The organism is Paenibacillus pasadenensis (genome assembly GCF_002864175.1).
In the GTDB taxonomy this organism is placed as follows: domain Bacteria; phylum Bacillota; class Bacilli; order Paenibacillales; family Paenibacillaceae; genus Paenibacillus_O; species Paenibacillus_O pasadenensis.
The window spans coordinates 70,001-82,233 of record NZ_NFEZ01000004.1; the positions used below are offsets into that span (position 1 = coordinate 70,001).

Below are 12,233 nucleotides of genomic sequence, written 5' to 3' on the forward strand. Positions count from 1 at the left end.
CCACCATTTAAAGAGTGCGTAATAGCTCACTGGTCGAGTGACTCTGCGCCGAAAATGTAACGGGGCTAAACACACCACCGAAGCTATGGCAAAGCTGCAAGCGCAAGCTTGGCAGCATTGGGTAGGGGAGCGTTGTGTATAGGTTGAAGTCAGACCGCAAGGACTGGTGGACGGTACACAAGTGAGAATGCCGGTATGAGTAACGAAAAGATCAGTGAGAATCTGATCCGCCGTAAGCCTAAGGGTTCCTGAGGAAGGTTCGTCCGCTCAGGGTAAGTCGGGACCTAAGGCGAGGCCGAAAGGCGTAGTCGAAGGACAACAGGTTGATATTCCTGTACCACCGTAAGCCGTTATGAGCAATGGAGTGACGCAGAAGGGTAGTGACGCGGACCGATGGATGTGTCCGTCCAAGCAGTGAGGCTGGTTTGTTGGCAAATCCGCAAACCGTAAGGCTGGGCTGTGATGGGGAGGGAAACTTACAGTACCGAAGGTCATGATCTCCAGCTGCCAAGAAAAGCTTCTAGCCAGGCGAAGGTGCCCGTACCGCAAACCGACACAGGTAGGCGAGCAGAGCATGCTAAGGCGCGCGGAGTAACTCTCGTTAAGGAACTCGGCAACATGACCCCGTAACTTCGGGAGAAGGGGTGCCTCGGTAGGGTGAATAGCCCGAGGGGGCCGCAGTGAAAAGGCCCAAGCGACTGTTTAGCAAAAACACAGGTCTGTGCGAAGCCGTAAGGCGAAGTATACGGGCTGACGCCTGCCCGGTGCTGGAAGGTTAAGGGGAGCGGTTAGGGGCAACCCGAAGCTGTGAACCGAAGCCCCAGTAAACGGCGGCCGTAACTATAACGGTCCTAAGGTAGCGAAATTCCTTGTCAGGTAAATTCTGACCCGCACGAATGGCGTAACGACTTGGGCGCTGTCTCAACGAGAGATCCGGTGAAATTTTACTACCTGTGAAGATGCAGGTTACCCGCGACAAGACGGAAAGACCCCATGGAGCTTTACTGCAGCTTGATATTGGACTTTGGTACGATCTGTACAGGATAGGTGGGAGCCTAGGAAGCCGGAGCGCCAGCTTCGGTGGAGGCGCCGTTGGGATACCACCCTGATCGTATCGGAGTTCTAACCTGTCACCGTGAAGCCGGTGAAGGGACCGTGTCAGGCGGGCAGTTTGACTGGGGCGGTCGCCTCCTAAAATGTAACGGAGGCGCCCAAAGGTTCCCTCAGAATGGTTGGAAATCATTCGAAGCGTGCAAAGGCATAAGGGAGCTTGACTGCGAGACCAACAAGTCGAGCAGGGACGAAAGTCGGGCTTAGTGATCCGGTGGTACCGAATGGAAGGGCCATCGCTCAACGGATAAAAGCTACCCTGGGGATAACAGGCTTATCTCCCCCAAGAGTCCACATCGACGGGGAGGTTTGGCACCTCGATGTCGGCTCATCGCATCCTGGGGCTGAAGTAGGTCCCAAGGGTTGGGCTGTTCGCCCATTAAAGCGGTACGCGAGCTGGGTTCAGAACGTCGTGAGACAGTTCGGTCCCTATCTGTCGTGGGCGTAGGAAATTTGAGAGGAGCTGTCCTTAGTACGAGAGGACCGGGATGGACGTACCGCTGGTGTACCAGTTGTTCCGCCAGGAGCACCGCTGGGTAGCTACGTACGGACGGGATAAGCGCTGAAAGCATCTAAGCGCGAAGCCCCCCTCAAGATGAGATTTCCCAGTATGTAAGACCCCTGGAAGACGACCAGGTCGATAGGCTCGAGGTGGAAGCGCGGCAACGTGTGCAGCTGACGAGTACTAATCGGTCGAGGGCTTATCCTATTCAAGCAAGAACAGCCGGTCAGCACGGCATTTCGTTCGATCCAGTTTTCAGGGCGCAAGCCTACGCCTTGAGCAAGCAGGACGTTTGGTGGCGATGGCGGAAGGGAACCACGCGTACCCATCCCGAACACGACCGTTAAGCCTTCCAGCGCCGATGGTACTTGGACCGCAGGGTCCTGGGAGAGTAGGACGTCGCCAAGCACTTGCAATCACGAGCCGCCGCATCTTCGGATGCGGCGGCTTTTTGCATTTGGGGCATAAACCGGAACGGGACGAACCAAGCATGCCTTCGTTCCGACCTGAACTTGTTGCCATCATTTTCTGGAGCTGGAGCAATGGGGTTTTTAAAGGGAATAAAGTCCATACTACGTTCACCGATGGGTTCAAGGAGGGAGCGTCATGCAAAAGGGCCGCAGGAAAGGCCGGGAGATTGGACTGGCAGCCGCCGCTGCAGCATCGCTGCTGATGGCCAGCTGCTCGCAAGGGGGGCTGGAGGGAACCAGTCCTGAGAGAGAGCAGAGCCAGCCAAAGAGCGTGCCGTCCGCTCTGGAACGGAAAGCTCCAGGTGCGGCCGTATCTTCTTCGTTGCCTGGCGTCTGGCGAGCTTCGCCCCCGGCGGACGTAGAGCTGGCGGCAGCGGTCGAGACGCCGGCCCGAGCTTCTGCGACAAAGCGGGAAGAGCCGGTAAGAGGCATCTATGTGTCCGGCTACGCCGCAGGCAGCAGACGGGCGATGGGGCGTTTGATGGAGCTGGTCGCCCGCACCGAGCTGAATGCGATGGTCATCGACATCAAGGATGACTACGGCTTGATGACCTATGCTTCCCAGGTCAAGCTGGCGAAGCGGCTGGGCACCGACAGCAGGCCGTTGATCGACGATCCGAAAGCATTGGTCGAGCAGCTCCATCGAGCCGGCGTGTATGTCATCGGGCGGCAGGTCGTATTCAAGGACGCGCTGCTGGCGAGCAAAGTGCCCGATTGGGCGATTCACCAGAAGAACGGGAAAGTGTGGCGGGACGCGAAGCGCAAGGCTTGGATCAATCCTCACCGCAAGGAAGTATGGAGCTACAACATCGCTATCGCCAAGGAAGCGGCCGAGCTTGGATTCGACGAAATTCAGTTCGACTATGTCCGCTTCCCCGCCAACGGCGCTGCGACGGAGGCGAAGCTCGACTACGGAGCCGGCGCGGGAGCGAAGAGCGAGGCGATCGGCGCTTTTCTCGGACAAGCCGCGGATGCGATCCATCGCACAGGAGCGAAGGTTTCGGCCGATGTTTTTGGACTCGTGACCTCTTCCCCGGACGATATGGGCATCGGCCAGTCCTGGCGCACCGTCGCTTCGCGCGTGGACTCGATCTCGCCGATGGTGTATCCTTCCCACTATTCGCCGGGGATGTACGGCATCGCAGAGCCGGACCTGAGTCCATTCGAAGTCATTCATAAAGCGATGACGGATGCTTCGGCGCGCAACCGCCATCTGCTGCAAGGAGGGACGCAGCCGGCTGCGATCCGTCCTTGGCTGCAGAGCTTTACGGCGACCTGGCTTCATCCGCACCGGGTGTACGGAGAGGCGGAGCTGCGGGAGCAGATTCGCGCAGCGGAGGATGCGGGCGTCAAGGAGTATCTGCTCTGGAGTCCGAAATGCCTGTATCCGATGCCGGCCAAGCCGGCCGGAGCCTCCTCCTAAAGGCTCGCGAAAACGGTCCGAATCGGTGCCGGAAAGGCTTGAAAATCCTTATGAAAGCAGGATTTTCCTTGCCTTGACAGCCCTAGACCCCTCTGCTAAGATGGTCAATAATATATTCGGCAAGCCATAAGAATTAGGAGGAAATCATTCGTGTGGGAAACGAAATTCGCTAAGGAAGGCCTTACCTTCGACGATGTTCTGCTTGTCCCCCGCCGCTCGGAAGTGCTTCCTCGGGAAGTGGAGATCGGTACGCGACTAAGCGAGTCGGTCAAGCTCAACATTCCGCTCATCAGCGCGGGCATGGACACCGTGACGGAGGCGGCGCTCGCGATCGCGCTGGCTCGCGAGGGCGGCATCGGCATCATTCATAAGAACATGAGCGTGGCCCAGCAGGCGGAAGAGGTCGATCGGGTCAAGCGGTCCGAGAGCGGCGTCATCACCAATCCGTTCTCCCTGACGCCGGAGCATCATGTCTATGACGCCGAGGAGCTTATGGGCAAATACCGGATCTCGGGCGTTCCTATCGTCGATGATGCAGGCAAGCTGGTCGGCATCCTGACGAACCGCGACCTTCGATTCGTACACGATTACTCCATGAAGATCAGCGACGTCATGACGCGCGAGGAGCTGGTCACCGCTCCGGTCGGCACGACGCTGCAGGAGGCCGAGGTGCTGCTGCAGAAGCATAAGATCGAGAAGCTGCCGCTCGTCGACGAGACGAACACGCTCAAGGGCCTCATCACGATCAAAGACATCGAAAAGGCGATCCAGTTCCCGAAAGCGGCAAAGGACAAGCAAGGACGGCTGCTCTGCGGAGCCGCGATCGGCGTATCCAAGGATTCGCTGGAGCGCGCAGAAGCCCTCGTCAAGGCGGGGATCGACGTGCTGGTCGTAGACTCCGCGCACGGTCATCATATCAATATCATCGAGATGGTCCGCACGCTCAGAGGCCAATATCCGGAGCTGACGATCATCGCGGGCAACGTGGCGACCGGCGAGGCGACGCGCGACCTGATCGAAGCAGGCGCCTCTGTCGTCAAGGTCGGCATCGGACCCGGCTCGATCTGCACGACCCGCGTCATCGCCGGCATCGGCGTGCCGCAGATCACGGCGATCTATGACTGCGCGACGGTTGCCCGCGAATATGGAGTGCCGGTCATCGCAGACGGCGGCATCAAATATTCCGGCGACATCACCAAGGCGATCGCCGCTGGAGCGAGCGCGATCATGATCGGCAGCCTGTTCGCCGGAACGGAAGAAAGCCCGGGCGAATCGGAGATTTATCAAGGCCGCCGGTTCAAGGTCTATCGCGGCATGGGCTCGCTCGGCGCGATGAAGGAAGGCAGCAAGGACCGCTATTTCCAAGAGAACGAGAACAAGCTCGTGCCGGAAGGCATCGAAGGGCGTCTCCCGTACAAGGGACCTCTGGCCGATACGGTCCATCAGCTGATCGGCGGCCTGCGCGCGGGCATGGGCTATTGCGGTACGGCGACGATCGAGGAGCTGAAGAACGACACGTCGTTCATCCGCATCACGGGCGCCGGTCTGCGCGAGAGCCATCCGCATGATGTCCAGATCACCAAGGAAGCTCCGAACTACTCGCTCTAAGCGAGAGGAAGCTCGCCGGAACCGCTTCTTCTACAACGGCAGGCCGCCAGCGCGGCCTGTTTTTTTGCGTCTTGCGGGATCGAGGGGCCGTAGGGCGAAGCAAAAACATCCCCTGTCTCGTTGACGGTATGGTACAATAAGGGCTGGACAAACCCATGTGAAGGAGAGAATAAACGTTGAAAGCAAGATTGGCTCCGGCGCTCGCAAAGCCGGTCATCTCCGCTATCATGGCGGCCTCCCTGCTCGCAGGATCCTGCGCGGCGACTTCGACGATTCCAGCTGCCTATGCGGCAGCGACTACCAATACGGCAACGAACGCGGCGTCCGCAGCCGATGCGCCCGCAGCCACCGCGCCTGCAACGATTCCAAGCTATCCGGACAAGAACCCGAGCTCGAATCCGCTTGATCTGGCGGTGAGCGCCGCGATCGTCATCGACGCGGACACGGGGCAGCTGCTGTACAGCTACAACATCGACAAGCCGCTCCCGCCGGCGAGCATGACCAAGATGATGACCGAGTACATGGTGCTCAAGGCGATCAAGGAAGGCAAGCTCAGCTGGGAGCAGGAGGTTTCCGTCAGCAAGGAAGCGGCAAGCACGCCGGCAGACGGCTCGCAGATCTACCTGGCCGAAGGCGATACGCATACGGTCAAGGAGCTTTATACGGCGATGTCCGTCGCTTCGGCCAACGATGCTACGGTCGCGCTGGCGACGCAGCTCGGCGGCAGCGAGGCGGGCTTCGTGGAGATGATGAACGCCACGGCGCAGGAGATCGGACTGACGACGGCGACCTTCACCAGCTCGACCGGCCTGCTCGATACGACTCTGATCGCAGCCAAGGACACGGCCAAGCTGGCGATGACGATCCTCAAGGAGCATCCGGAGTTTCTGGACTATTCCAAGATTCCTTCCATCAAGTTCCGCGAGCGGGACGACAAGCCGATGATCAACAACGACTGGATGCTCGAGGGCAACAAGGGCAATGCGAACTTTGCCCAGTATACGTATGACGGAGTGGACGGCATGAAGACGGGCTACCTGAGCGCGGCCGGCTATTGCTTCACCGGCACCGTCAAGCGCGGCGACACGCGTCTGATCAGCGTCGTATACGGCACCAAGAACAAGGGCAAGCGGTTCCTCGAGACGCGCAAGCTTTACGACTGGGCGTTCACCAACCTGGAGCGCAAGACGATCGTGCAGCCCAAGTCCGTCGTAGAATCGGCCGAAACGGTTAAACTAGCCAAAGGCAAGAGCAAGACCGTAGCGATCGCGACCGAATCGGATTTCTCGCTCATGGTCAAGAAGGGCTCGACGCCGCAGGCGGTCGTATCCTCGACGAGCCTGCCGGCGGACGGAGAGCTCGTCGCGCCGGTCAAGGTCGGACAGAAGATCGGCACCGTCACGTACGAGTTCAAGGATCCGGAGTCCGGCTCGGTCGTGACGAAGCAGCTCAATCTGGTCGCGACTGAGGACGTCGAGAAGGCGGGCTGGTTCTCGCTCATGATGCGCGGCATCGGAGAGTTCTTCTCCGGCTTGTTCAAAGGCATCGTGAATTTGTTTTAAGATGTTGTCCCGCCAAGGGGAATGATGATAGAATTTGGGATAATCATGCTCGGATAATCCGCTCGGATTGATCAGACTATAGGAGGAAATGGGAATGTTGGAGACAGGTACATCGCGCGTCAAGCGCGGCATGGCAGAAATGCAAAAAGGCGGCGTCATCATGGACGTCATGAATGCGGAGCAAGCGAAAATCGCGGAGGCGGCCGGCGCTACGGCGGTCATGGCGCTTGAGCGCGTGCCTTCCGATATCCGCGCGGCCGGCGGCGTCGCCCGCATGGCGGATCCGACCGTCCTTGAGGAAGTCATGAAGGTCGTCTCCATCCCGGTCATGGCCAAAGCCCGTATCGGTCACTACGTCGAGGCGCGCGTGCTGGAAGCGCTGGGAGCGGACTACATCGACGAGAGCGAAGTGCTCACGCCTGCCGATGAGGTGTTCCACATCGACAAGCGCGAATTCACCGTGCCGTTCGTATGCGGCGCCAAGGATCTGGGCGAGGCGCTTCGCCGCATCCAGGAAGGCGCGTCCATGATGCGCACGAAGGGCGAGCCGGGAACGGGCAACATCGTCGAAGCCGTGCGTCATATGCGCCTGATCACGGGCCAGATCCGCAAGGTGCAAAGCCTGTCCAAGGACGAGCTGTACGCGGAAGCGAAAAATCTCGGCGTGCCGTACGAGCTGCTGCTGAACGTGCATGAGACGGGCAAGCTGCCGGTCGTCAACTTCGCCGCTGGCGGCGTAGCGACGCCATCCGATGCCGCCCTCATGATGCATCTGGGCGCAGACGGCGTCTTCGTCGGCTCCGGCATCTTCAAGTCCGACAATCCGGAGCGCTTCGCCCGCGCGATCGTCGAGGCGACGACTCACTACACCGACTACAAGCTGATCGCGGAAGTGTCCAAAAACCTGGGCGCGCCGATGAAAGGCATCGAGATCTCCAAGCTGGCGTCGCATGAGCGCATGTCCGACCGCGGCTGGTAATCGCTTCATGGCCCCTAAAATTGGCGTCCTGGCGCTGCAAGGCGCTGTGGCCGAGCATATCCGCAGCCTTCAGTCCGCCGGAGCGGTAGCCGTTCCGGTCAAGCGTCCGGAAGAGCTGGAGACGCTGGACGGACTGGTCATTCCTGGCGGCGAGAGCACGACGATCGGCAAGCTGATGCGCAAGTACGGCTTCATCGAGGCGATCCGGCAGTTCCATGCCCAGGGCAAGCCCTTGTTCGGCACCTGCGCGGGGCTGATCGTCCTCGCCAAGGAAATCGAAGGCGGCGAGGAGGCCCATCTCGGCCTCATGGACATGACGGTCGTCCGTAACGCCTTCGGCCGTCAGCGGGAAAGCTTCGAGACGGAGCTCGACATCAAGGGCATCGACGAGCCGATTCGCGCCGTATTCATCCGCGCGCCGCTGATCGGCCGCGTCGGCTCTGGCGTGGACGTGCTTTCGGTGTACAAAGACGAAATCGTCGCGGCCCGCGAAGGCTCGCTGCTCGCAGCGTCGTTCCATCCGGAGCTGACCGACGATTACCGGCTGCATGCCTACTTCGCGGACATGGTGCGTGAGGCGGCAGCGGCCAAGACGCAAGCATAACAAAGGAAGCGACAGGGCGAACGGGCTGACCGTCCGCCCTTCCTTCCGTTATTTCCCCATAAAGAAAGGTGAGACGTCTCGTGCTGGATCTCAAACTGCTTCGCAACGAATACGACCGCGTCGCTCAGGCCTTGAACGACCGCAAAAAGCCGCTGGAGCTGATCAGCGCCTTCCCCGAGCTGGATGCCAAGCGCCGCTCGATCATCCAGGAAGGCGAAACGCTCAAGGCCCGCCGCAACACGGTGTCCCAGGAAGTGGCCAAGCTCAAGAAAAGCGGCGGCGACGCCGAAGCGCTGATCATCGAGATGCGCGAGGTCGGCGACCGGATCAAGGAGCTGGACGAAGAGCTGCGCGTTCTCGACGAGGAGATGGAAGCGATCGTGCTGGCCGTGCCGAACCTGCCGCATGAATCGGTGCCGGTCGGCGGAGGCGAGGAAGACAACGTCGAGATCCGCCGTCATGGGGAGCCGACAGCGCTGGACTTCGAGCCGAAGGCTCACTGGGATCTCGCCGAGAGCCTGGGGCTGCTCGACTTCGAGCGCGCCGCCAAGGTGACGGGCTCCCGCTTCGTGTTCTACACGGGTCTCGGGGCGCGGCTTGAGCGCGCGCTGCTCAACTTCATGATGGATCTGCACAGCGACCAGCACGGCTATTCCGAAGTGCTGCCGCCGCAGATCGTCAATCGCGACAGCCTCGTGGGCACCGGCCAGCTGCCGAAGTTCGAGGAGGATCTGTTCAAGCTGACGGACAGTGACTACTACCTCATTCCGACGGCGGAGGTATCGGTGACGAACCTCCACCGCGAGGAGATTCTGACGGCCGAGGAGCTGCCGAAACGCTTCGTCGCGTTCAGCGCCTGCTTCCGCAGCGAGGCGGGAGCAGCCGGACGCGATACGCGCGGGCTGATCCGCCAGCATCAGTTCAATAAGGTCGAGCTGGTCAAGCTCGCCAAGCCCGAGGAATCGTACGACGAGCTGGAGTCGATGACGCAAAACGCCGAGCGCGTCCTGCAGCTGCTCGGCCTGCCTTATCGCGTGCTGCAGCTGTGCACGGGCGACATGGGCTTTTCCGCGGCGAAGACGTACGATCTGGAGGTGTGGCTGCCGAGCGCCGGCACGTACCGCGAGATCTCGTCGTGCTCCAACTGCGAGGACTTCCAGGCGCGCCGGGCCGGCATCCGGTTCCGCCGCGACGCCAAGAGCAAGCCGGAGTTCGTGCATACGCTCAACGGCTCGGGCCTCGCGGTCGGCCGTACGGTCGCAGCCGTGCTGGAGAACTACCAGCAGGCGGACGGCACGATCGTCGTGCCGGAGGTGCTCCGTCCTTACATGGGCGGCATCGAGAAGATCGGTCCGCGCGGCTAGCTTTCCGTTCGGGGCCGGTTGCCTGAGACAAGTGCCCTATGGTACAATGCTCGGGTAACTGCCTTGAGGAGAGATACCGAAGCGGTCATAACGGGGCGGTCTTGAAAACCGTTAGGGTGCAAGCCCACGTGGGTTCGAATCCCACTCTCTCCGCCATACGGAACATCCACCGATCCCTGAAGAGGGATCGGTTTTTTGCGTAGGGCGAGGTGGGATTCGAGAACGGGCCGTAAAGCAAACACATCGTGTTTGTAGGCCCAGGCGTGATAGGAGCATGATCAGCGCCGGTTAGGCGCTGTGCGACGGAGCGAATCCCACTCTCTCCGCCATACGGAAAAATCGACCGATCCCTGAAGAGGGATCGGTTTTTTGCGTAAATGGAGCGGCGGTTCCAGCACCCGCCAAGCATAGAAACCTTGATCCGGTCGCACCCTAGGGAATGGAGGTGGAAGGCGACCATGAGCAAAGTTGACGAGCTGAAGCTGGATCAGGCCCGGCTGGCGCAGGCCTGGCGGGAGACGCTGCCGACGGTCTTGAACGAGACCGATCGCTGCGAGGTGTTCGAGGACGAGGCGGATGACCGCTCGCTCCGCGTTACGATTTACGGGGCCGGGCATCAGATGTATTCGTACGACTTCAAGGTGACCTATGTGGACAGCCGCGAGGTGGAGATCAGCCTCATTGATGTGGACGAAGCCAAAAAGACGATCGACGAGCGCAAGGAGCTCGTGCAGCAGCAGGTGGCAGACTATCGCCGCCATCTGCATGAATGCGCGCAGGCTCTGCATCGCCTGACCAAAGCGTAGCGGGAGGAGAGCGAGCGATGACCAAAAATAAAAGCGCCGTGGACAAGAACCTGCAGAACGTCGTGAAGGATCTGGAGCAGGAGCCGGTCAACGCTCATCAGGCGAACCAGCTTCAGCGGCAGACCGAGGATCGGCGCCACCAGGACCATCTGAACCATGAAAACGAAACCGACCTGGATCATCCGCTGAGCTGAGCCGCTCGGTTTGATTCCATTTACGATGCATGAAAGGAGGAGACGCGCGCATGAGCAAGCCTGACAGCATTCCTGTCCCGAACCCCGACGAGGACCGCAAGGCCTCCCGCCAGGGGCATGATCATGGACAGCCGCAGCAGCCTCTTTCCGGCAGCAAGAAGGTCAAAAACCGGAATCATGTCGATCATCATAATCCGGAAGGCGGCTGATCGACGGCCCCCGCGATCGGATTGGAGCCGTTTCCCTTTTGAGGGGAGCGGCTTTATTTGCTATACTGGACGTTATTCGTATCGCGAAAAGCAGGCCGTCTTGTTCTCGCTCTTATTCAACGGCCGCGGGCGATGGTAGAATACAGAGAGTCGGTTCACGAGCATGGGAATGAGATAGAGGAGGAAATGCATTGAAGTTCATGACACGCCCCTTGAAGCTTGCCGCTGCCGGGCTCGGCGCTGCCGCGCTGCTCGCGGTCGCCGGCTGCACGGGGGAAGAGGCTTCGCCGAAGGCGGAGCTGGAGCAGGCGCTTGCCGAGCTGAGCGCGGCTGGCTCGTACGCGTTCCAGTCGACCGCGACGTTCAAGGAGCTTCAGCTGCCGCAGCCGGCCGCCGATGAGCCGGCGAAGCCGGAGGGCCAGCCGGATCTGTCGGGCTTGATGGCGGAGCTGGCCAAGGGGATGACGATTCAGATGGACGGCATCTACCAGCGGGAGCCGATGCGGACAGACGCGACCGTCAAGCTGACGCTGCCGTCGGCGCCGATGGAGCTGACGCTGCCGATGATCATGACGGGCGACAAGGTATACATCCAGGTGCCGGATCTCATCCCGTCGGAGCTGGCCGGCAAGTACGTCGTCATTGATGCCGACAAGCTCGCCAGCGAGAAGGGCGAGCCGATGCAGAAGCTCGATCCGTCGGTCCAGCAGCGGCTCATGCTGGAGGCGGGAGCGGCTTTCATGAAGCCGTTCGAGGAGAAGACCTACTTCAAGAGCCTGAAGCCGGAGGAAGCGAATCTGCCCCAAGGGCTGGAGGCGGACTCTATCGTGCAGTTCCAGGCGGACGGCGCGAGCGGCGAGCAGGCGATGGCCGTCGTGGCCGAGCAGGCGCTGCCGGCGGTGCTCGACGTCGTGCTGGCGAACGAAGCCTATCTGCAGGCGCTCGGCCTGGACAGGGCCGAGGCCGAGGCGAGCCGCAAGGAGCTGGCCGATCCGAACTCCGAGCTGTCCAAGCAGCTGCGCGAGCAGCTCAAGCTGGAGCAGGTCAAGCTCATCGGAGCGATCAAGGACGGCAAGCTGGCTTACCAGAGCCTGGACCTGAACGTCTCCTACACGGATCCGCAGGGCGCGGCCTCGTTCAAGGCCGTTCTGAGCGGCGCGACGACGTACAGCAAGCTGAATGAGCCGGCCGCGTTCACGCAGGAGATTCCGGCGGACGCGCAGCCGGTCGACAAGCTCGCCGAAGCGCTCGGCGCGGCGGCCCCTCCAACCCGCTGATAGCGGCATCGGCCATCCGCGGGTGCCGGTTCGTTGCCGGTTCGTTCAGCCGAAACCGGAGCCTTCCTTGGCCCAATAAAGCACAAAGAAGCGCCTGCCCTCCGGAGAGGGCGGGCGCTTTTTTG

10 protein-coding genes, 1 tRNA gene and 2 rRNA genes (1 of these 13 cut by a window edge) are annotated in these 12,233 nt (G+C 60.8%); all 13 read left to right on the top strand.

What is annotated here, in order from left to right:
• Positions 1-1,819 (top strand): 23S ribosomal RNA (locus B8V81_RS09980) (it extends 1,123 nt beyond the left edge of the window).
• Between the two features lie 84 nt (positions 1,820-1,903).
• A 5S ribosomal RNA gene (gene rrf / locus B8V81_RS09985) occupies positions 1,904-2,020 on the top strand.
• 198 nt (positions 2,021-2,218) lie between these two features.
• Complete coding sequence (locus B8V81_RS09990; protein ID WP_101808291.1) at positions 2,219-3,505, top strand: putative glycoside hydrolase; 1,287 nt, start codon at positions 2,219-2,221, stop codon at positions 3,503-3,505.
• A 150-nt stretch (positions 3,506-3,655) separates the two neighbouring features.
• Complete coding sequence (gene guaB / locus B8V81_RS09995) at positions 3,656-5,113, top strand: IMP dehydrogenase (RefSeq protein ID WP_028600738.1); 1,458 nt, start codon at positions 3,656-3,658, stop codon at positions 5,111-5,113.
• Positions 5,114-5,289: 176 nt separating this feature from the next.
• Positions 5,290-6,675 (top strand): D-alanyl-D-alanine carboxypeptidase family protein, encoded by a 1,386-nt coding sequence (locus B8V81_RS10000; protein WP_028600737.1) that lies wholly within the window; start codon positions 5,290-5,292, stop codon positions 6,673-6,675.
• Between the two features lie 94 nt (positions 6,676-6,769).
• Entirely contained in the window at positions 6,770-7,654 is an 885-nt protein-coding gene (gene pdxS, locus B8V81_RS10005) for a pyridoxal 5'-phosphate synthase lyase subunit PdxS (protein ID WP_205621437.1), read from the top strand.
• Positions 7,655-7,661: 7 nt separating this feature from the next.
• Positions 7,662-8,258 (top strand): pyridoxal 5'-phosphate synthase glutaminase subunit PdxT, encoded by a 597-nt coding sequence (gene pdxT, locus B8V81_RS10010; RefSeq protein ID WP_101808292.1) that lies wholly within the window; start codon positions 7,662-7,664, stop codon positions 8,256-8,258.
• 80 nt (positions 8,259-8,338) lie between these two features.
• Positions 8,339-9,622, top strand: a complete 1,284-nt coding sequence (serS, locus tag B8V81_RS10015) for a serine--tRNA ligase (protein WP_101808293.1) — start codon at positions 8,339-8,341, stop codon at positions 9,620-9,622.
• 67 nt (positions 9,623-9,689) lie between these two features.
• A tRNA-Ser gene (locus B8V81_RS10020) sits at positions 9,690-9,778 on the top strand.
• A gap of 302 nt (positions 9,779-10,080) precedes the next feature.
• Positions 10,081-10,428: a hypothetical protein gene (locus B8V81_RS10025; RefSeq protein ID WP_028600733.1), complete on the top strand. Its 348-nt coding sequence runs from the start codon at positions 10,081-10,083 to the stop codon at positions 10,426-10,428.
• Between the two features lie 17 nt (positions 10,429-10,445).
• Complete coding sequence (locus B8V81_RS25210; RefSeq protein WP_180968417.1) at positions 10,446-10,622, top strand: hypothetical protein; 177 nt, start codon at positions 10,446-10,448, stop codon at positions 10,620-10,622.
• A gap of 50 nt (positions 10,623-10,672) precedes the next feature.
• Positions 10,673-10,831, top strand: a complete 159-nt coding sequence (locus B8V81_RS10030; RefSeq protein ID WP_028600732.1) for a small acid-soluble spore protein P — start codon at positions 10,673-10,675, stop codon at positions 10,829-10,831.
• 191 nt (positions 10,832-11,022) lie between these two features.
• Positions 11,023-12,108: a hypothetical protein gene (locus B8V81_RS10035; RefSeq protein WP_146000478.1), complete on the top strand. Its 1,086-nt coding sequence runs from the start codon at positions 11,023-11,025 to the stop codon at positions 12,106-12,108.
• Positions 12,109-12,233 lie beyond the last annotated feature (125 nt).